Here is a 22581-nt window from a genome sequence, read left to right as displayed (position 1 = left end):
CAAAAATACATTGGTCATTTCGTTGGCCAGCCTAATTATTTTGGCATTATTAGTGAAGCAAATGTGGAGGATCTAGGAATTATGGAGAGGAAACCAAGAGTGTTTATTGGTTTATCAGCGGAAGCTATTCATTATGTTGAAGCCGTATTTGAGGGACTAAAAAGGGATACGGAAGTCACGATGTGGATGAATTATTTTGAAGAACTAGAGTACACGATGGATGATTTAGAAAAGCAACTCGATACAAATGACTTTGCAGTTTTCATATTTACTCCAGACGATATTATTGAGATTCGAAATAAGAAATATTTAGCAACAAGAGATAATACAATGTTTGAAATGGGTCTATTTTGGGGGCGTTTAAGAAGAGGACGAGTATTTTACATAATGCCAAATGATACGAAAGGCATAGTACATAAAAACGCTATAAAACCGCTGAACTATCATTTACTTTCGGATTTAACAGGTCTTAATTCCTTAAAATATGATATACGTGATGATAAAGATATTGTTCAAGAAGTGGCTGGTGCTTGTATTAAAATAAAGAGAAAGATTAGAGAAGAAAGATTTCTATCCAAAAGTTGAAAAAGGTATTGGCCAAAAGGGACTTGCTGATTTTAATGGTAAAACTGAAAGAGGAATTGTCGTTCTTCGTCGCAAAGCAGAATACGGAACTCCAGATCATATGAAAGCATATTAAACCAAAAGGGTGACTAAATTAGTTACCCTTTTTTTGTATTTAAATTAATTCAATTACTTTTTTTAAATCTTCAATCATATGAGCTTCATGAGTAAGTAAAAATGAAAAAATAAGAAAAGGAGTACCTCATAATAGCTTCATGAGAAATATAACAATGTTCACATTAAACACTAATTAACTATCCCATGTTTACAACACTCAAAAAAACATAATTGCCAAGCTTTTCCACTTTAAAAATCTACCCATTATCCATCAGTTTTCTTAACTTTGATTCTGTATTTGTATTTTCAACAGGAGTGTATACACTACATCTTAAATCAATGTTTCCTTGAACTTGTAAGGATGTTAAGTTAAAGAGCATTTTTCCTGCTTTTGCGTGTCGAAACTCAATTAAAACATCTGGGGCTGAACTTACTTCGCTCTCATTCCAGAGTTCATGAAATTCTGGGAAATTTTGTTCCATTTCATTAATAAAGGAAGTGTACCATTGATCGCCCACATATTGTCCGTAATATGTTCGAAAAATTGCTAAAAAGCCTTTCACAAAATGCTCCCAATTAACTGCTAAACTTTTAAATTCTTTTCTAGAGAAGAGCAATTGAATAAGATTTCGTTCCTCTTTTGGAATTTGTTCGAAATCTAAGAATACGTGAGCTGCTGCTGGATTCCATCCTACGATATGGCATCTTCGATCTGAAATAATGATCGGACAGTTCCGAAGTTCATTTAATATTTTAGTCAAGGCTGGACTAATGACTGTTTCTTCTTCATTTGAAAATGAGCGTTTTTCAGCTTCCGGTAAAGCAAGTGCATATAAATAATTTCGCTCATCCTTATTTAACTGTAATGCATCTGAAATGGCATCTAATACGGAATTAGAAACTGTTATATCTCTTCCTTGTTCTAACCACGTATACCATGTTGTACTTACTCCTGCTAACCCGGCAACCTCTTCTCTACGAAGGCCCGGAGTTCTTCTACGGGTTCCAACTGGTAATCCAACCATTTGCGGATTTATTTTAGACCGTTGCGTTTTTAGAAATTCTGACAGTGCTTGTAGTCGGGTTTCTCGATTCATATTATAACTCCCTTCTAAGCGTAGTATAAATTATACTAGGATAAACTACAACTTGTAATAGGATAAATTCGCGTTAAAATAAAGAAAAAACGATTGGAGAACTTATGATGAGAAGAATAGTTATTACAGGTATGGGTGTTGTCTCCCCTCTAGGAAATGATGTAGATACAGTTTGGAATAACTTAATTAACGGAAAATCAGGTATCACGGCTATTGATACAATTGATGTTTCAAATATAAAAACGAAAGTAGCAGGAATTGTTCGTGACTTTGATGCCGAAGAAAGATGGGGAAGAAAGGAAGCAAGAAAATTAGATCGTTTTAGTCAATTTGCTTTAGCAGCTGCTGAACAAGCTTTAGAAAGTTCACATTTACAATTAGAAAAAATCGATCTTGAACGTTTAGGAGTTTATGTAGGATCTGGAATTGGTGGGATTAATACCTTTATCGAAAATGTAAATTTATTAAACGAGAGAGGACCTGGGAGAGTTAGTCCAAGTTTAGTACCGATGATGATTTCAAATGCGGCAGCAGCTCAAATAAGTATAAGATTAGGTGCACTTGGACCATCTTTAGCACCAGTAACCGCATGCTCTATAGGAAATTCAGCTATTGGAGAGGCATTCAATACAATTCGTAACGGAGAAGCGGATGTTATTTTTGCGGGTGGTACAGAGGCTGCTATAACTCAATTATCTTTAGCAAGTTTTGGTAATGCTAAGGCATTGTCCATCAATAATGAACCTACCTCATCAAGTCGACCTTTTGATGCAAAAAGAGATGGATTTGTAATGAGTGAAGGTGCGGGGATTTTAGTGTTAGAATCTTTAGAACACGCAGTAAAAAGAAATGCGCCGATCTTATGTGAGATAATTGGTTATGGAGCAAGTTCGGATGCATATCATATGGTTGCAACTCACCCAGAAGGACGAGGAGCGTTTTTAGCTATGAGAAATGCTTTAAATAGAGCTGAAATTGCATTACAAGATGTGGATCTCATTAGTGCACATGCAACAAGTACCCCATTAGGCGATCAATCTGAAACGCTGGCAATAAAAAAACTGTTTGGCGAACACGCTTATAAAATTCCAGTTACAGCAAATAAATCAATGCTTGGTCATATGCTTGGCGCAGCAGGAGGAGTAGAAGCGATCGCATTAGTAAAAAGTCTTCAAGAAGGAATTATTCCGCCAACAATTAACTTAACTCAACCAGATCCTGATTGTGATTTAGACTATGTATCGGAAGGGGCAAGGAAAAAAGAGTTAAACATCGGAATTTCAAACTCTTTTGGCTTCGGTGGACATAATTCTGCCATAGTATTGAAAAAGTACGTTTAAATTAAATAGAAGTAGATATTTATCAATAGTCAAAAGCCTCTTTTTAGTAAGAGGCTTTATTTTTAAAAGTCCTTGATTCTAAAACTAATTCATATAACTCTGCTCATTAAGATTCTTCACTTCACTATTTTTAAATAAATTCAAAAATAGATAGATTAAATAAAAGAGGAATACAACAAAAAGCCCAACAAAAAGTAGGATCAATAAATAAATTGGGTTGTAATGAAGTCCTAAAGTTGTAGTTTCTTTACCCAGTTTGTAAAAATAGTCTAGAGGTGTACCTTTTTCGGGAGCCATTGTGTAAAAGTAATTTGATGTAAAGGGTACGATCCATTTCATAAACAAATTATTTACAAAGATTGATAAAATGTACAATAAAATAATGAGTGACATTGTTTTTCGCAAAATTTTCAAATGAATTACAACCATATTATTGAAATATGCCCACAATACGATTCCTACGATTAGCATATGCCCCCAAAGATACGCCATTCCTTGCCATGTTAGGAGAGAATGATAGTTTGAAAGACCGTTAGCAAATATTATACTTACTAAAGCAGCAGGAAGGTTAAAACAAAACGCAATTGAAAATAGCAATTCACTTTCAAATAAAAAAGCAAAAAACAAAATAAAATTAGCAAAATGACAAATTTGTAAAGGGATTTCTTCAGGTGAAATTTGATTCACTTTGTGATAAATTTCAATATTACGACCAATTAAAAGAGCAATCCCAATTAGCGAGAAACCCATACCAATCAATCGTAGGGTCTGATTGTTAAAGCGCCTAAATAGAAAATAAAACAAGGTAACAAATAGAAAAGGACTCGCCATAAATAAAAAATGGAATGGACTCCACATTTGAAAGGTCATTAAACTATACTTTCCTTCATGTAGTAAAATACACTTGTTTTCAACGCGATTTACCCCCATTACTTTTTAGTGTAATTTGTTTTGAGCAAAAAACGTATCATTAAGCGATCAAACTAAAGACATCAAGTAATTAATATCTATTATTGATTTATTCAAAAAATTTTTAGAAAGAACCTGTAATGTATACTCTAAACTTGTACAAAAAATTTTATTTAGGATATATTGACATCTTAGTCTATTTATACTATTATTATCTCGAGTTCAAGATAATTTAATTAGAAATAATTTGGAGGTGAAAATATGGAGAATAAATGCAAAACCCTTCGTTTTACTATTAAAGCACTAATATAAAGAAGTTTAAGATGAATATAAGCACTAAAATGGTTTTGGAATACTGTGTAAAAATAATTCAATTCAAAAATTTTTTTGTAAAATTATCTCGAAATAAAGATAAAAAATAATTAGGAGGATTTAAAGATGTTAAATATTGGTTTATTAATTATTCGTTTAGTAATCGGTTTACTTTTTGTAGGTCATGGAGCTCAAAAATTATTTGGCTCGTTCGGTGGTCATGGATTGAAAGGAACAGGTGGATGGTTTGAATCAATCGGAATGAAACCAGGTGTAACTATTGCACTTTTCGCAGGGTTAGCAGAACTGATTGGGGGAATTTTGTTTACACTAGGGCTATTAACACCACTTGCAGGAAGTATGATTGCGGGTACAATGGTGATGGCAATTATTAAAGTTCATGGATCAAATGGATTATGGGCAACGGCTAATGGATATGAATACAATTTAACATTGCTTTCAGTTGCTATTGGTATAGCTTTAATTGGACCAGGTAAATATGCGGTAGATGCATTCTTATTCTAAATGATTACTTTAAAAAATGATTTTACAAGTAAATTCAATTCTAATTAGTTTAAATGTGCTGTTAAATAATGAATCTGATCATAAAAAAAAGAAATAATAGAAAATGTAAGTCAATTAAAAGTAAGCTAGTCGAGTCTTGTTCGATTAGCTACTTTTATTTTAAATATTGATGTGAATATAAAATATAAATGGACTACTCCTTTAGAAAAAATTTTTGACAAAGTTCGAATGATACATAAACAAACTTAACTTTACTGATTCTAATGTCAAAATGATTACTTTGATTCTATCTATTCACATATGATCTAGTAATTAAAATCTAGGAGGCAAAAAAATTGGATTATCGAATTGAAAAAGATTCAATTGGTGAGATAAAAGTACCCGTAAATAAACTTTGGGGAGCTCAAACGCAGCGAAGTTTTGAGAACTTTAAAATCGGTACTGAAAAAATGCCTATTCAATTAATTTATGCTTTGGCATTAATTAAAAAAAGTGCAGCAATTACAAATAAAAAACTAGGAAAATTGGATAGTGAAAAATCAGATGCAATCATTAGTGCTGTAGATGAAATAGTAAATGGTAAGCTTGACAATCACTTTCCACTTGTTGTTTGGCAAACAGGAAGTGGTACACAAACAAATATGAATGTTAATGAAGTAATCGCTCATCGTGGGAATGAGTTCTTAGCAGAAAAAGGAAACAATAAAAGAATTCATCCAAATGATGATGTCAATATGTCTCAAAGTTCGAATGATACATTTCCAACAGCAATGCATATTTCAAGTGCTCTTGCAGTAAATGAGCAACTACTCCCTGCGTTAATAAATTTAAAAATGACATTAATTGAAAAGATGAATAAATTTAAACAGATTATAAAAATTGGCCGAACACATTTGCAAGATGCAACACCAATAACGCTTGGTCAAGAGATAAGTGGTTGGCATCGAATGATTGAAAAAAATGAAGAAATGCTAGTAGATAGTATGAAATTTATTTCTGAATTAGCTATCGGTGGGACTGCTGTTGGTACTGGAATCAATGCGGATCCGAGTTTTGGAACGATGATGGCTGAAGAAATTAGTTCGTTAACTGGACTACATTTTATTTCTGCTGAAAATAAATTCCAAGCATTAACAAGTCATGATGAGATTGTTTATGCTCATGGCGCTTTAAAAGCATTAGCGGCAGATTTAATGAAAATAGCGAATGATGTCCGTTGGATGGCAAGCGGTCCTAGAAGTGGTATAGGTGAAATTACCATTCCATCAAACGAACCAGGAAGTTCAATCATGCCAGGGAAAGTAAATCCAACCCAATCCGAAGCACTGACAATGGTTGTAACACAAATTATGGGAAATGATACTACAATAGGTTTTGCTGCTAGTCAAGGAAACTTCGAATTGAATGTGTTTAAACCAGTCATTATTTATAATTTTCTGCAATCAGTTAGATTACTTTCAGACGCAATCAGTTCATTTGACGATCACTGTGCAAAAGGCATAGAAGCAAATATAGAAGTGATTGAACAAAATCTAAATCGATCACTTATGCTCGTAACCGCATTAAATCCTCATATTGGTTATGAAAAAGCAGCAACAATTGCAAAGTTAGCATTTAACGAAAATTTGACACTTAAAGAGGCTGCATTAAAAACGGGTTATTTATCGGAAGAAGAATTTGATCGAATTGTTAGACCTGAAAACATGATTTAGTCAGATTTTGATTAGATAATAGAATCAAAAAAATCCTGATGGCCACTTTAGAGGCATCAGGATTTTTTTTTAACTATATTAAAGTATTCAACGTAAAATTCACATTAAGTTCACATCAATAGATTATAATCACTTTATCCTTAATTATTACTTAAACAGAAAGAAGGCGGATTAATTGAAGCCAATCAAAACAATTTCAGCAGAAGAGATGCAAAAATTTGAAGATAAACTAAAAAAACACAATTGGATTTTAATGTTAATAACAGTAATCACTATACCATTTATCGTAAGTAACTTGTAAAAAGAAAAAAGTATTAATACTGTTTTCTTTTTTACATATTCCCCCCAAAAGATAGGTTAATAAAAAAGCCAAGAATTTTTTCTTGGCTTTTTTATTTTTTAATTTATTTAACTTGTTAATTCAACAAACGAAATGTTAACAACTTTGAAACAACCTATGACTAAAAATGAAACATTTAAAAACTATGATACATATATAAGTTTTCTGGAGTGTGATCCATGAAAAATAGAAATTGCTAAATGAAACGTTACGAATACTTAACTTAAATAAATTTTGGAATTTTTAAGGCTTTTAGTTAAGTAATTTAATATAAATAAGGAGAGAGCCTATGTCTAATAAGATTATTTGGATACTTCTGGGAATGTTAGTAATCCTTATCCTCATACCGAAAGCCAATGCAACTACATTTAAGTTTAATTTTAACAATAATGTGTTCTCTAATTATATAGATCAAGTGAACTTAAACACGACAAAGGCTACTTATGGTCAGACAATTGAGATCAGTATAAAAACGAAAAAAAGCGGTGAAGAGGTTTCATTAACATTTTCAAATGATACGAATCGAAAAGAAATTTCTTTAATAAAAACGTCTAAGAACTCTTTTTCTGGAAAAATGAAGATTACAAGTTCATTTGTACAAGGAGAATATAAACTTGATTCCATTAAATTTAATAATCAAAAACTATTAATCTCTGATAAAAAAATCAATTTCACAATTGTAGATTTACCGATTCCAACAATAGAACAAGTAACAAATCAATCAACAGCTATTAAGGGATTATTTCTTTCAAATAGTCAGGTAGAACTGTATAACGATTCTAAATTAATTAATACCGTGAAAACGAATGATAAAGGTGAATTTAATGATGCTATAAAACCATTGAAAGAATTTACTAAAATAAGTGTCATAGGGGTTAGTGAAGGATTAAAAAGTAAACCGATTACAGTTAGTGTAAAAGATTCAATTGCAGCATCGATTACTTCTCTTTCTGCTATATCTGATCAATCACAGGATGTAACTGGAATCTCTGAACCTTTCGCAACTGTAAAAGTATATATGAACGAAAATCTAATCGGAGATAATACAGTTAGCTCAACAGGAAAGTTCACTGTAAAAATTGGTAAACAAAAAGCGAATTCAATCCTCAAAGTAATCGTTCTAGATCAGAGTAATAATCAAAGTACACCACATACTTTGCGAGTATCCGACTATACTTTACCAGTGGGAAGTACAGTTAAAAATAGCTCATCGTTATCAGTTGGCCAATTGATGATTATTAATACAAGGACGAATAAACTAACTTTTTATCGTAATGGTAAGCTTGTAAAAACCTTTACTGTTGCAACAGGTAAGTCGTCAACACCTACACCTACTGGAAAATTTGTCATTTCAAACAAAGTTAAGAACCGACCTTGGTATAAGGGAAATATTCCTGGAGGTGATCCTAGAAATCCACTTGGTAAACGATGGCTAGGATTAAGCGTTGGTGCTGCATATGGAATCCATGGAAATAATAAAGAAAGTTCCATTGGACAATCAGTAAGTTCCGGCTGTGTTCGAATGCATAATAGTGAAATCCAATGGCTTTTTGAGCAAGTTAACGTAGGAACAACTGTGATTATTGCTAATTCTTCAAATTCCAATGGGAATATTGCCAGTTCTTATGGTATTTCAATCGCGTAAGTAAAAAAAAGGATGTCTCATAGTCGGATTTTTTGACAAAGAGACATCTTTTTTATTTTATGTTTTCCATCGAAAGAGAATCTATTAGTCTTCTGATTTCAACATATTCCTATATATACTGTCGGAGAAATTCAATCATCTGTTTTAATGAATCTTGAACAATTGGGAGATGGAAATCCTTATCACTAGGCTTGTATTTTTTTGTATTAATTTTATACAAGTCATTCCTTCCTAACTAGAGGTTGAAGCAATTTAAGTTCTACATTACCTTAATGCTTTCGAATAAAGACAGAATTCTCAAGATTAGATTCTTTTAAAATATATCCAATGTATTAAGTAAAATTTTCAAATTAAGCAAATGATAAAAATGGAAATATTTATTTATCTATACTCTAAAGACATAAGGTGGTATACATGCATAAAAGATTTTTAATCATATTTTTTACTTTTTTATTTTTATTCTTACTTCCATCCATTACATCTTTTGCAACAGTAATATATGAAGTTAAACCCGGTGATAGTTTAAATAAAATTTCCGCACAGTACAAACTAAATGTAAACACATTTGCTCATTTAAATGGACTTGAAAAAAATGATAAATTAGTGATCGGCCAAGCATTGATCATCCCAGGTTCAACTTATTATGTGAGAGGAAATGAATCGTTATGGGATATTGCTTATAGACATTCGATTAGTGTTAACCTGTTAAAAGCCAAAAATAAGTTAACAAATGACAATATAATTCCTGGGCAAAAATTATTTATTCCGTCAATTTCAAAAAAGAAAGTATGGGCAGGGACTTATTTTATACCTAAAAATAAAAAAACGAATAATTGGATGCTGGACCATTATAAAAAAACGTTAACAAGTATTTTTATTTTTGAATATCATTCAACTAAACAAGGAAATTTGATAAAAGTAAAAGAAAATGGTGCGATAAAACAAGCTTGGAAAAAAGGTATAACACCTTATGCGACCCTTACTAATATTAGCGATAAAGGTTTTGATCCAAATTTATTACATAATCTTATAAGTAATAAAATCTTACGAAAAAAACTAATTTCAAATATCTATACATTATTAGATCGAAATGATCTTAAAGGAATCAATTTGGATTTAGAAATGGTTAAACCAGATGACCGAATAGATCTTAATCAATTTATAAAAGAATTATCTGTTAAGTTGCATCGTTCTAAAATGGAACTACTAATAGCTATGCCCCCAAAAGATGCGGAAAATAATCCAAGTTACTATAGTGCTTACGATTATAAAACAATTGGAAAATATGTAGATAAGATGTTTATAATGGCGTATAACTGGCATTGGTCGGGCAGTACATCCGGTCCTATAGCACCAATACAAAATGTGAGAAATTCTTTAAAATATGCTGTTAATGTCGTTCCAAGGTCAAAATTATTACTTGGAATTCCTCAATATGCATATGATTGGCCAATAACTGGTGATATCAGAACAGGGAGCGCTATTTCTACACAAAACGCGATAAATATGTATAAGAAATATGAAAGCGAAGTCTACTATGATCGAGAGGCCTCAGCTCCAGCGTTTCGTTATCTAGATAAAAAAGGAACACAGCATGAGGTATGGTTTGAAGACCCTAGAAGTTTACTTGCAAAATTTCATTTAGCAAAAGAATTTAATTTAGCTGGATTGGGGTGCTGGCATATAGGGATAACAATGCCACAAACAGAAGAAATATTATTAAATGAATTTTGGATTAAATAAGATTTTTATTAAATTGATGATAAATATTTTAGAGAAGAATTTTTCGTTCAAAAATGCTAAAAAGCTTTTAGATAATTATGGAGAGTTAGGGAGAACGTGCAAATTGAAGTTTTGATAATATCAATTTAATAAAATTTTACACCAAAGCAAAAAGGCACAGATTTTTTTCTGAGCCTTTTTGCTGATTGCTGATTTAGGCTTAAAAACATTAAATCGCAAATGTTTCTTTAGATTTAAGGAGATAACGTTCAATAAAATCAGCTAATCCATCATTTTCATGATGTCCAGTTACAAAGTCAGATGCTGCTTTAATTTCATCGCTAGCGTTCCCCATAGCTACACCTGTACCAACTTGACGAAGCATTTCAATATCATTTGGTCCGTCTCCTATAGCAACAACTTCATTTGGATTAATTCGATATGCACGAAGTAGTTTTTTTATAGCAGACCATTTTGAAACATTTGGAGCAACCATTTCAAAACCGTCATTCCAATTTATGACTTCAGCTTCCTTTTTAAACAAAGCAGATAATTCGATATTTTGTTCATCTGTTCGAACACTATATTTCAGAACATCATTATATTTTGCCAGTCTTAAGTCACCAATGTATTGTGGTGGAATTTGACCAACTTTTGTCCAATAATCAATTTCTTCATTTGTTTCCTTACAGTAAAGTCCCTTAGCTGTATGAATAATAACATTACAAGGGGTTTTAGCAGTTAAATGATGGAGTAGTTCTTCGTTCACTTTGACTGTTTCCATTTGTATCATTCTCCCTGTCTCTCCATCATAAATTGCGGCACCGTTCAAACAGATCATCGGAGTTTTTAATCCAATTTCTTTATGGTAGGGAGCGGTTACTTCATAATGTCGTCCAGTTGCTAGAAAAACCATGACTCCCTGATCAATGAGCTTATAAATAGCTTCCATATTTCGGCGAGAAATGTAGTTTGAGACTGTTAAGAGTGTACCATCCATATCGATAAATAATGCACGTATTTTCATTTATTCTGCCCCCTCATTTGAAGTTAAACTCATCATATCATCTGAATATTAAAACCTAGTAAACTCAGTGTATAGATTTATTGAAGTTTAATGAGTAACAGGGAAGAGAAAAGCAATTTAGAAATTAATGTATATAAATTGGAAAGAACGAAAAAATAAAATAGGAAATAAAATGGAAATTCTAGGCAGTTTAACAATTTATTTCGATAATATACCAATCGAAGGTGCACACTTTCAATTATTGTTAAACGTACAAAGGAACTAGCATCTCTTTATTCACAAACATATTAGGCAAAATCGCACTATATAGAGAGCTCAAAGTAAATTCAAAATAATTCAATCTATTGGGTGGTCAAAATGCGTTTCAAATCTAATGAACGAATTTTAAATAGTCAAGAGTCCGAGAAAGAAACAAAGTCAATAACATCCATATTTCAACAGGCTGCTAAATCGAGCGATTTTCACCAATTTTCATTATCTGAAGAGCAGGATCTAACTATTAGTTACTTTAAAAGTATGGTAGATGGAGAAAAAATAAATAACCTTTTACTCCCGGCATTGCAAGAGAATATTAAGAAAATTAGTACGATAAATGATGTGAAGAAGTCGATTCCTTTTGAGGATGTCCAATTTACAAATGACCCACTAGATATCGAAGAAAGATTAATAAAAGGATACGTTATTATTGAATTAAAGTATTTCAAACGTTTTTTGACGATAAGCGTAGAAAATACAAATCTTGGTTATCGCGAGAATAATGATACAGAAAATGAATTTAGTGTTATTGGTCCAAAAGTTGGATTTGTTGAAAACCTAAATACTAATCTTCATCTACTTCGAAAACAACTAGCTGTACCTGAATTAGTTTTTGAGGAAATCAAAATAGGTTCAATGTCTAAAACAGAAGTAGTGATTGCATATTTGGATGGAATTACGAATCCAGAATATGTACAAACTGCTCGTCAACGTTTGGAAAACATCGACTTTGACGTTATTTTTGATAATTCTATAATAGATCAAATTATTTCAGATAACTCAAATTCGCCTTTTCCAATTTTTTTATCTACCGAACGGACTGATCGGGTTGTATATGCAATGATTAACGGGCAAGTTGCTATCCTTTCGAATGGATCGCCTTACATTATTACAGGACCAACCACTATATTGGATTTTTTCATTTCACCAGAAGATTATTTTCTAAATTGGGTACTAGGATCGTTTTTTCGAATCATTCGTATAATGAGTGTTATTTTCTCATTATTTGCTACACCGATATATGTGGCAATTTTAACATTCCATTATGAAGTTTTACCGGATGATTTATTGCAACCCCTCATTAGTTCAAGAGCTCATGTGCCATTTCCCCCGATATGGGAAGCCATTTTTTTGGAAACTACTATTGAACTATTGAGAGAGGCAGGAGCTCGCTTACCGACAAAAATTGGACAAACACTGGGTATTGTAGGTGGTATTGTAATCGGACAGGCATCTGTCCAAGCAGCACTAACAAGCAATATTTTACTGATCATTGTATCACTGTCTGCACTTGCTTCTTTTACAACACCTATATTTAAAATGTCAAATGCAATTCGACTTTTGCGATTTCCACTTATTTTATTTTCAGCATTTATGGGCGGGTTTGGAATAATAATAGGATTTGTTCTTCTGTTAGGACATTTATTAAAGCTTAAATCCTTGGGAAATCCATATATGGTCCCTTTGTATCCTTTTAGAATAAAAAGCTTTAGCGATAGTTTTATTCGGTCATCCTATCAGTATACAACGACTCGGAGTAGATTTTTAAGACCTCTTTCACTAAAAAGATATAATCCTAAACAAGTTAAGGATGATCATAATAATGAAAATGAATAGTATAAAAAGAAAAAATATATGCTTTTTTTGTGCTTTTTTTCTACTATCCTTGTTACTATCAGGTTGTTCTTTTCCACGGCAAAAAATTATTGATGAAGTACAAATTCTATCAGTATACGGTTTTGATAAGGTAGATGATCATTTTGTAGGAACGGCACTTTATTCTGATTATACCGAAGTAGGAAATAAAGGGAGCTCTATTTTACAGGGAAGTGGTAAGAAATCCCTATTAATTAAACAAGCTTTAAATGAACAATCCCCAAAACCGATAGAAATTGGAAAGTTGAACCTTCTTATCTTTGGAAAAGAACTAGCTGAAAATGGAGTGTCGTATTTTGTTAAGGCGGTTTGTAGGGATCCATTGATTGGAAGCAATGCATTATTGGCTGTTTCAGAAGAACCAGCAGGGGAATTATTAAAGAAAAACCAAGAGAAAGACAGCAATTATATCTATAAAATGGTTGAACAAAATTTTAAGAACCAATTTGTACCGCTTCCAACTTTTCATAGTTTTTTATTTGATTATTATGGAGAAGGTAGAGATGCCTCAATACCATATATTAAGATAAATCAAAACAAGAATATTGAAGTAAACGGGCTAGCTGTATTTAAGAAGGACAAACTTGCTCTTATCTTAAATCCAAAAGAAAGCTTACTGTATAAAATATTAAGAGGAAGAGTAATTAGAGGACAATCAGAATTTAATATTCAGAAGGGGAAGAAAATTGATTCTGCAATATTAACGATTTTAAATGGGGATGAAAAAAGATTAATTAAAACTAATAAGACTAAAACAAAAGTGAAATTTGATATTACTCTAAATGGGATGGTAAAAGATTATCCAGAATGGCTAGATTTAATGAAGAGAAAAAATAATCTATTTTTAAACAATCATATGGAAAAACAGATGAAAGAAGATTTTGAAAGACTAATATTAACCTTTCAAAAACATCAAATCGATCCTTTAGGTATAGGTGATTTAGCACGAGCACATTCGAAAAAATGGAACGAAAAGGAATTTTATGAAAAGGTGTATCCAACTATTGAATATGATGTGAATGTAAAAGTAGTATTATTTCAATCTGGGATTGGCGAGTAAAAAGTAAAGGAGAGCGTCTATGAGTAAACAATTAAAAGAAAGTCTGACAGTATCTCCCTTTTTTTTATTATTTCTTATTCATAGTACTCAAACAGGTGTTGGCTTGCTGAATTTTCAAAGTATTATAGTAAAAGGAGCCGGACAAGATGCATGGGTTTCGGTTTTAATAGTTGGTATCTCTTTACATCTCATTATTTGGTTAATGTATTATTTGTTAAAGAAATCAAATAATGGAGATCTTATGTCTTTACACCAACAATTATTTGGGAAATGGATAGGAAATATACTAAATACTTTTTTTTATGTTTACATGCTTTTAGTCATTACAACGATCATTAGATCCTATATAGCAGTTCTTATTACTTGGGTTTTTCCATATTTTCCAATATGGCTCTTATCACTAATTATGCTTTTTGTTATCACCTATCTGGTCATCGGGGGATTTAGAGTCATTACAGGAATCTGTTTTTGGGGAGTAATAATTCCTTCTATTTTATTGTTAACATTTTACTTTCCATTGAAATATGCTTATTGGACGAATTTATTACCAGTTTTTAATCATAGTATAGGTGACTATTATGTTTCAGCAAAGAATTGTATTATGATGTACTCTGGACCTGAATTTTTGCTTATTTACTTTCCATTTATTAAAAATAATCAAAAATCCCAAAAATGGGCACACATTTCACAAGCGTATACAATCATTTTATACTTATTTATTACATTCGTATCTTTTGCTTATTTTAGTCATGGACAACTTAAACATATAACTTGGCCAACTCTTATGATGTCAAAAATTATTCGCTATCCTTTTATAGAAAGATTTGAATATGTATATATATTTTTATGGCTCTTAGTAATACTTCCTCCTTGTTGTATGGCACTGTGGGGAGCATTCCGAATTTTAAAAGAATCGTTTAAATTTAAATCTAGAAAGTCTTTATGGTTCTCAATCATTATTGTTCATTTCATGGTAATCAGTGTCAAAAGTAAATTGGATGTGGAGAAACTAGGGACATTCATGACATATGTCACTTCTAGTTTACTTTATTTTTATATACCTATTTTGTTTATTATTTATATGGTCTTTCAAGCTTTTAAAAAAGCCGATCGTTTAGGGAGAAATTAGTTTGATCTATAAAATGAAAAGTTTTTTATCATAAGGATATAAGTTGTTTTCAACATCAAGTAATAAACAATTTAATAAATAGTGATTTTTGAGCCAATATTCACTTGGGAACTTCAAATAAGAAAAAGCTAACATATTAGTTAGTTTTTTTAGTTTACAACTTATTTATTTAATCTGTATCTTAACTTCATTTCATTTCATCTAGTTACACTTTTTAACATTGAGTAAATTACTTATGATTAAAAAAACTAGTTAACGTTGTTCTCAACCTGTTATGCGTTAGTTTAACAAGAAAAAGGTCTGATTTACAGAATTATTAGTGACATCTATAAAATCAGAATACACGCTGATATGTACATACATCTATTACGAAATTAAAAATGAACAGTTCAGATTTAAGATTGTATTTTACGTATTACTTCCCTCAGTAATCACTATTCTTAACATTCGATATCGGAAACGAGGTATTTTTCCACAAAACGCAAAAAAACCTTAGTACACTGCGAGAGATAGCGTCCTTCAAGGTAAAAGACAGAAACCCAACGTGAAAGAAGAGGGTCCAAGGATAAAATAGAAACTGTTGGTCCCGGAGACTCCGCCATCAATCGTGGAAGTATCGAAATGCCTAGCCCTTTTGTCACCAATGTTCGTGGTGAGGCGCACTCGTAGGCGATAAGCGGCTCGAAAACTTCGCTAATGCACGTTGCATGTAGTTGTGAACGAATCCCGGACCCTTCCTTAAAAAATACGAATGATTCTTCCCTAAGTTCTCCGATAGAAATTGTTTTTCTCTTCTCCAGTGGATGACCTTTCGCGACAACTAGAACCAATTCATCTTGATATAAAGGTTTTGAGTAAATCCCCGTCTGCGCTACTAACTTTACCAAATTCGGTGAGTATTTAAAATCCAATGAGTGACCCATTGCGACATCTAATTCTCCCTTTTGAAGACCCTTTAGCATCGATTCAGTAGTACATTCAAGAAAAGAAAGGAAAGAAACAGTAGCGTTCATATACTTCAAGAAATGTCCACAAAATCCAAAGAAGGGAGTACCATCTTCCAAGGATTCTCTTCTTCAGGTTTCTTTCATAAGTTATTGAACCAACCTGTTAAATATTTTTATTTAATGTTTGTTTCACTTTATTCTAGAAGCATTTATAAAATCTAATACATAAAACAAAAAACTTATGAGGAGTTAAATTAATGGAATTAAGGGAAATAGAATATTTTTTGGCTATATGTGATGAATTACATTTTACAAGAGCAGCAGAAAAATTAGGAATATCACAACCTGCTTTAAGCCGTCAAATGAGAGCCCTTGAAGATAAATTAGGAGTTCGTTTATTTGATCGCTTAGGTAAAAAAATTGCCATTACTGAAGCGGGAAAAATTCTAAAAGAAGAATCCGATAAAATATTTTCTAATATAAAATTTATCTATGAACAAATTGGAGAGCTTCAAAAAGTAAAAAGAGGAAAACTTATTGTTGGAGCAATGTCTGGGGAGTTAAGTCAGCTGGCATCTGTAGTATTCTTAGAGCTTCACAGAATGTACCCCTATTTACAAATGAAGATTATTAAGTTAGCTAATATTGAAGATAGAGTTATTCAAAATGAAATCGATATAGCTTTGACACACCAAGCTTATGAAAAAGAACAGTTAACAAATATACCTTTATATAATGAAGAATTTTCTTTAGTAGTTCATTTTGACCATCATTTGGCTAAAAGAGATATTGTTGAATTTGAAAAGATCAAGGACATTCCACTTGTTTTAAGTCCGAAGAACCACAATTGCCGAAAATTATTTGATGATGCCGCTACTTCTAAGGGATTTGTCATCCAGCCAATCATAGAATTAACGGATGTTCAATCTATTTCGAATATTGTGAAAGCAGGTGTTGGAGCTACCATACTTCCTAATTCTCTTCTCGCTTTTAAGAATCCTCAATCAGTTAAAGTAATTAAATTAGTTAATCCTGTTATTTGTAAGGAAATTGCTATTGTACATCACAAAGAAAAGTATATTGGAACTGCAGCTAGGAATTTTATGGACATTTTGCTTTCACATGTGAATGAGAATAGTCTTTATGTAGGAAATATTGAATATTCATTAATAAATTCCTGAAAGCTTATACAAAATTATTTGAGTATTTGGCAGTTTAGCCCAATAAAAGAATGAATGGTAATTCATTTTGTGATAAAGTTAAAATGCAGAATATTTTAAAAAATAAAACGAATGGAGGTAACTGTAGTTGGGATTTTATACGTATTAAATATACCGTTACTAAAGATAATTATTTGAAAATGATTATTGGTTTAACAGTAAGGAGATAAGGAGATGAATGGTGATGTTTTTAAAGAAAAAATCATACTTAGGAGAGAAAAATGGCGTCTCCTACTTGAATGGAGAAGTTGAATTTCAAAGTGTTTCATTAAATGTTTACAGTTATTTAGTGGATGGTGTATTAATTGATACTGGATCGCAGTCCTTACATAGATATTTCGAATCTTTTATTGACCAAGCAGATTTTGATCAAGTAATGATAACTCATTCTCATGAAGATCATTCAGGTTGTGCCGCTTATATTGAAAAAACTAAGAAACTACCAATTTATTTAAATGAAAAAACAATTGATTATTGCGCACGACGTGCAGACTATCCTTTATATAGGCAACTCTTTTGGGGAAGAAGAAAGCCGTTTCATGCTAACGCTATGCCTGAAACGTTTACATCCAGAAATGCGACATGGAAAGTAATCGATACACCTGGTCATGCTTTTGATCATATAGCTTTATTAAATCAGGAAACAGGTCAATTATTTACGGGAGATTTATTTGTCAGTGAACGGACAAAAGTCGTATTAGCAGAAGAAAGTATCCCTACAATTATTCATTCATTAGAGAAAGTATTAACTTATGATTTTCAAGATGTATTTTGCAACCATGTAGGGTTTGTAGAAGATGGTCGCGCAGCGCTTGAACGAAAACGAGACTATTTATTATCTATTAAGCATAAAGTATTAACCTTACAAAAAGAAGGGGATTCAGTTGAAGTTATCCGTAATAAGCTATTTCCAAAAAAATATCCAATTATAAAATTTTCAGACGGAGAATGGGATTCACTACACATAGTCACATCGATAATAAATGAAAATAATGTACGAAAACCCGATTTATTTTAAAAGTCATTGAGGGTTTATTGGACAGGACCTTTTAATTATGTACTCCTTTATTTTAAAACAAACTGCAGCTTTATCCAATCTTTTAGACTGGTTAAAGCTGCAGTTTTTTATGAATAGTTTGAAGTGCAAATGGAAAATATATACATGTTCATTAAATATATCACAAGTAGAAAAAGGGGAGATTGCTTGAAAAATGAATAATGATAAAATTTCCATTAGTGCAGCATTAATTCTCGTCTTCCTTTCCAGTGTATTCTTCCACCATTTTATGTTGATGACAGTAATACTTGACATAGCAGGTCGAGATGCTTGGATATCGATAGTTATCGCTTTGCCAGCTCTATTAGTCTGGCTTTGTATTTTATATTACATCATGATAAAAACAGAACAAAAATCCATCACCTATCTTATAAAACAGCGATATGGAAATTTAGCATATTATATAATCGTAATTCCCATATTAGCTTTTTTATTGATTAATTCATATACTACTTTAAAAAGTACCTCTGATTGGATCACATTAATGTATTTACCGAAAACACCAATAATTGTTATTGAAGTTTGTTTATTATTGATCTGCACTTATTGTGCTTATGCTGGTATAACATCCATTGCTTTCATTTCAGTATTTCTATTACCTATTATAATTTTATTCGAGATTTTTCTAGATGTATCAAATATTCAATTTATGCACATTAATTGGGTGAAACCGATGTTACAGAATGGTTGGAATCCAATTTTTAAAAGTAGCTTTTCTATTGCAGGAGGATATATAGAGATCTTGTTTTTGCTTTTAATTCAACAACATATCAAAAAGAGAGTTAAATTCAAGCATTTAACTATTTTAGGGATATGGATCTTACTATCCTCACTTTTTCCATTATTTTATTCAATCACTTTATTTGGTCCTCAATTATCAGAAAAAATGCGTTATCCTGTTTTTGATCAATGGAGACTTCTCGGCATTGGTCAGTTTATTCAACATGTAGACTTTATCTCTGTTTATCAATTTATGTCATCTTCTTTTATTAGAATTTCATTATGTATGTACTTATGTGTAGATATTTTAAATATTAGATCAAAACAAACGCTAAATAAATTGTTATGGTCTTTAAGTTTTGTATTATTAGTAGTCGTCTGTATACCAGTTACGGATTTAAGTTATATTACTATTGTAAAAAATAATTATATCCCTATTTTTGTGCCAGTTATCTTTTGCATTTCAATTTTACTCGTACTCTTTGTTTTAAAATTTAAGGTGAAACTAAAAGGGGGATAAGTCTCATATTTATAATAAGTGAAAAAAAAATAAGAAAACTATTTAACAACTGTGCCGATGTGCAGATAAAAGTTCATATCATAAATAATGGTACGAAAAGTGAACGAGTGCTTTTTGTTTATTCTAGTGGAATGATTGATACCATCCATATGAACCAATTTGTTTTACCTAATCTCCAAAATAATACTTTACAATTTACACAAATCAATTGTAGTGAAAAAAATCCAGAACAACAAATAACAATGAAAGTTTTTTCAGGTGAATTAATTTTATTTTTCGAAAAAACCGGTGAGCTTTGTTCATTAAATATATCAAAAATTCCACAACGCCAAACTGAAGAGTCCACTTATGAGGTTTCAATTAAAGGAGCTCGTGATGGATTTACAGAATCTCTTGAAACAAATGTGGCATTAATTCGAAAACGAGTACCTAGTACTACTTTATGTAATGAATTATTCACGATTGGCAAACGAAGTAATACTAGTGTTTCGCTACTCTATCTATCAGATGTAATAAATGAGGATATTATTGTGGAAGCAAGAAAAAGACTTAATTCAATTGAAGTTGATATTTTAAATGGGGTTTCTCCTCTTGAAGAATTTCTATCAGATTCTCCATATTCTATTATCCCATCCTTAAATTATAATACTAGGCCAGATATGGTAGTCGAGTCACTACAAAGAGGACGGTTTTGTATATTAATAGATGGTGCTCCAGCGGCATTAATAGCACCTATTAATTTACAATTATTACTTAAATCTGCTGAAGATATGTACATGCCATATTATTTTGTGACTTTTGAAAGAATATTAAGATATATAGGTTTATTAATTTCGGTCTTACTTCCCGGTTTTTACATCGCAATGGCAACTTACCACCAAGACCAGATTCCGTTCCCAGCACTTGCAACAATTTCACTTAATTGTCAAGGTATACCATTTTCTGCTGGGATGGAATTAATAATCTTGATTATTCTGTTTGAAATACTGCGTGAGGCAGGTATGCGATTGCCGAAATCAACAGGCCAAACTGTTACGGTAGTAGGAGGATTAATAGTAGGAGAAACGATGATTCGATCAGGTCTTTCTTCTCCGAATGGAGTTGTTATTGTTGCAGTTACATTGATGTCTCAGTTCTTAATTGTAAATCAGTCTTTCGGAAGTGCTGTTATTTTAATGAGAGCAGTATGTATTTTAATGGCTTGTATCTTAGGTTTTCCTGGTTTAGTTCTTGCTCTATTTCTAATATTAATCTATATCTCAACTTTAAAATCTTTTGGAGTGGCATACATGGCTTCGTTTATTAATCCATTTAATAGTGACTACATAAAAGGATTTTTTCAGCTTCCAAAACCATTTATGAGAAAGACTCCAAAATTTTTAAATACGAAAATTGGAGGACAACAGGGAGATGAGTCAAATTGAAACGGAGGTTAATACTATTATTTGTTCCGATTTTACTGTTGACAGGATGTTGGGATCAAAAACAATTAAGCCAATTAACATATGTTTCAGCTCTAGGAGTAGATTATGTAGATAATGAATTTGTTTTATATTTTCAAGTATTGGATTTTAATACTATTGGTAAATCTGAGCAAGGAAGTAGTGGAGCAGAAGGTCCTAACATTTGGATTGGTAAAGGAAAGGGTTCTACATTTGCATTGGCTTGGGACGCAATATACAATAGCACCCAACAAAAGACGTTATTTGGTCAAATTAGTTCCGTTGTGTTTAGTGAAGCAGCTTTAGGGAAAAAACAAGTAGCAGAATCGATGGATACAATGGAGCGTTTTATAGATGCTAGAATTACACCTTGGATTTATACTACAAAAGAACCAATTGATAAAATTTTTGCTATAGAACCTTTGTTACCTAATTCTCCAATTTTGACTTTATTACATTTACCGAAAGGAAACTATGAACAACATTCACTAATTTCACCGATGAAAGTCGTTGAATTCGCTGCACTTATTAATGAACCTAGTGCATCAATTATCGTTCCAACAATTGGTATACAAGATGAACTGTGGAAAAAAGATGATAAAAATATGCCAATGATGAATGTGAATGGAGCTTTTTTGTTTTATAAAGGGAAAAAACCACAATGGATATCAAAAGACGATTTAATAGGATTGCGGTGGGTTGATCAGAATACTGAGAGTACACCACTTTCTCTTAACGAAAAAAACGGAAAATTAATAGCAATGCTTCCAATTGAAAACCCAAAAGTTAAAATTCAAGCCAAGATTAATAAATCAGGTGTACCAAAATTTAATATGAAAATAAAAGTAAATGCAACTGCGAATCAGTTAAATTCCCATTTCAGTAATAAGGTATTAAAAGGTGAAGTTAAAAAAAAGATAGAAAAGGAAATTCGTAATACTTTTTTGATAGGAATAAATAAAAAGCTAGATGTATTTCATTTAGAAGAAGAATTGTATAGAAATAATTATAAATCCTGGAAATCAATTACTAAAAAAGATAAATATCCATTAACCTCCCATTCTCTTGGTACTATTAAAGTAAAGGTTATACTCAAAGATAGGGGAGAATTAGAATAAAGTTTAGATTAAAGTAGTGAACTTGAATAAAATATCCCTTTGCAGTAACTATAGCGGTCTATTTTTTATTAATAATACAAAGCCAATAAAAATAATGATTCTGTTTATTACGTAAAAAATGAGTTCACTTTTGGTTCAAAATTGTAA

Annotated in this window: 18 protein-coding genes; 14 read left to right on the top strand and 4 right to left on the bottom strand. The window is 31.6% G+C overall.

Translation table 11 applies throughout. From position 1 onward, the window contains the following. Positions 1-81: 81 nt before the first annotated feature. Positions 82-585, top strand: coding sequence for a TIR domain-containing protein (locus tag V5E38_RS09420; protein WP_499213069.1), 504 nt, complete (start codon positions 82-84; stop codon positions 583-585). Positions 586-938: 353 nt separating this feature from the next. Here V5E38_RS09420 and V5E38_RS09415 read toward each other — a convergent pair whose 3' ends face one another. Then, on the bottom strand, positions 939-1778 hold the full coding sequence (locus V5E38_RS09415) for a helix-turn-helix transcriptional regulator (RefSeq protein ID WP_499213068.1): 840 nt from the start codon (positions 1776-1778) through the stop codon (positions 939-941). A gap of 107 nt (positions 1779-1885) precedes the next feature. On the opposite strand from V5E38_RS09415, the gene fabF reads away from it, so the two are divergent. Next, complete coding sequence (gene fabF / locus V5E38_RS09410; RefSeq protein ID WP_499213067.1) at positions 1886-3118, top strand: beta-ketoacyl-[acyl-carrier-protein] synthase family protein; 1233 nt, start codon at positions 1886-1888, stop codon at positions 3116-3118. An 84-nt stretch (positions 3119-3202) separates the two neighbouring features. Here fabF and V5E38_RS09405 read toward each other — a convergent pair whose 3' ends face one another. Continuing rightward, a complete protein-coding gene (locus tag V5E38_RS09405) occupies positions 3203-3976 on the bottom strand; it encodes a TMEM164 family acyltransferase (protein WP_499213556.1) in 774 nt (257 codons plus the stop codon). Between the two features lie 489 nt (positions 3977-4465). On the opposite strand from V5E38_RS09405, the gene V5E38_RS09400 reads away from it, so the two are divergent. From V5E38_RS09400 to V5E38_RS09385, 4 genes are all read left to right on the top strand, one after another. Next, entirely contained in the window at positions 4466-4864 is a 399-nt protein-coding gene (locus tag V5E38_RS09400; RefSeq protein ID WP_499213066.1) for a DoxX family protein, read from the top strand. A gap of 335 nt (positions 4865-5199) precedes the next feature. Further along, positions 5200-6576 carry a class II fumarate hydratase gene (fumC, locus tag V5E38_RS09395; protein ID WP_499213065.1) on the top strand — a complete coding sequence of 459 codons (1377 nt, stop codon included), beginning with the start codon at positions 5200-5202 and terminating at the stop codon, positions 6574-6576. A gap of 629 nt (positions 6577-7205) precedes the next feature. After that, entirely contained in the window at positions 7206-8561 is a 1356-nt protein-coding gene (locus V5E38_RS09390) for a L,D-transpeptidase family protein (protein ID WP_499213064.1), read from the top strand. 414 nt (positions 8562-8975) lie between these two features. Then, positions 8976-10304 (top strand): glycosyl hydrolase family 18 protein, encoded by a 1329-nt coding sequence (locus V5E38_RS09385; RefSeq protein WP_499213063.1) that lies wholly within the window; start codon positions 8976-8978, stop codon positions 10302-10304. Between the two features lie 208 nt (positions 10305-10512). On the opposite strand, the gene V5E38_RS09380 is transcribed toward V5E38_RS09385, so the two are convergent. Continuing rightward, entirely contained in the window at positions 10513-11310 is a 798-nt protein-coding gene (locus V5E38_RS09380) for an HAD family hydrolase (protein WP_499213062.1), read from the bottom strand. 357 nt (positions 11311-11667) lie between these two features. On the opposite strand from V5E38_RS09380, the gene V5E38_RS09375 reads away from it, so the two are divergent. The 3 genes from V5E38_RS09375 to V5E38_RS09365 are packed head-to-tail and all read left to right on the top strand — an operon-like array spanning position 11668 to position 15410. Then, positions 11668-13182 carry a spore germination protein gene (locus tag V5E38_RS09375; RefSeq protein WP_499213061.1) on the top strand — a complete coding sequence of 505 codons (1515 nt, stop codon included), beginning with the start codon at positions 11668-11670 and terminating at the stop codon, positions 13180-13182. After that, the gene (locus tag V5E38_RS09370) at positions 13169-14281 is read left to right on the top strand and encodes a Ger(x)C family spore germination protein (RefSeq protein WP_499213060.1); all 1113 of its coding nucleotides are present in this window, start codon (positions 13169-13171) and stop codon (positions 14279-14281) included. Before V5E38_RS09375 ends, V5E38_RS09370 begins: the two co-directional genes overlap by 14 nt. 19 nt (positions 14282-14300) lie before the next feature. After that, entirely contained in the window at positions 14301-15410 is a 1110-nt protein-coding gene (locus tag V5E38_RS09365; RefSeq protein ID WP_499213059.1) for a GerAB/ArcD/ProY family transporter, read from the top strand. 440 nt (positions 15411-15850) lie between these two features. On the opposite strand, the gene V5E38_RS09360 is transcribed toward V5E38_RS09365, so the two are convergent. Continuing rightward, positions 15851-16474, bottom strand: coding sequence for a LysR family transcriptional regulator substrate-binding protein (locus V5E38_RS09360; RefSeq protein ID WP_499213058.1), 624 nt, complete (start codon positions 16472-16474; stop codon positions 15851-15853). Positions 16475-16614: 140 nt separating this feature from the next. Between V5E38_RS09360 and V5E38_RS09355 the strand changes: the two genes are divergently transcribed. From V5E38_RS09355 to V5E38_RS09335, 5 genes are all read left to right on the top strand, one after another. Further along, positions 16615-17538, top strand: a complete 924-nt coding sequence (locus tag V5E38_RS09355; protein ID WP_499213057.1) for a LysR family transcriptional regulator — start codon at positions 16615-16617, stop codon at positions 17536-17538. A 223-nt stretch (positions 17539-17761) separates the two neighbouring features. Next, complete coding sequence (locus V5E38_RS09350; protein WP_499213056.1) at positions 17762-18595, top strand: MBL fold metallo-hydrolase; 834 nt, start codon at positions 17762-17764, stop codon at positions 18593-18595. Positions 18596-18788: 193 nt separating this feature from the next. Beyond that, on the top strand, positions 18789-19874 hold the full coding sequence (locus tag V5E38_RS09345) for a GerAB/ArcD/ProY family transporter (RefSeq protein WP_499213055.1): 1086 nt from the start codon (positions 18789-18791) through the stop codon (positions 19872-19874). Then, positions 19871-21298: a spore germination protein gene (locus V5E38_RS09340; RefSeq protein WP_499213555.1), complete on the top strand. Its 1428-nt coding sequence runs from the start codon at positions 19871-19873 to the stop codon at positions 21296-21298. Before V5E38_RS09345 ends, V5E38_RS09340 begins: the two co-directional genes overlap by 4 nt. Next, complete coding sequence (locus tag V5E38_RS09335) at positions 21295-22434, top strand: Ger(x)C family spore germination protein (RefSeq protein WP_499213054.1); 1140 nt, start codon at positions 21295-21297, stop codon at positions 22432-22434. Before V5E38_RS09340 ends, V5E38_RS09335 begins: the two co-directional genes overlap by 4 nt. Positions 22435-22581: the final 147 nt, after the last annotated feature.

Origin of the sequence: Rossellomorea sp. GAMAL-10_SWC, assembly GCF_049568075.1 — a bacterium.
Classification (GTDB): Bacteria; Bacillota; Bacilli; order Bacillales; family Bacillaceae_G; genus Gottfriedia.
This window is presented reverse-complemented; position numbering and strand designations above follow the sequence as displayed.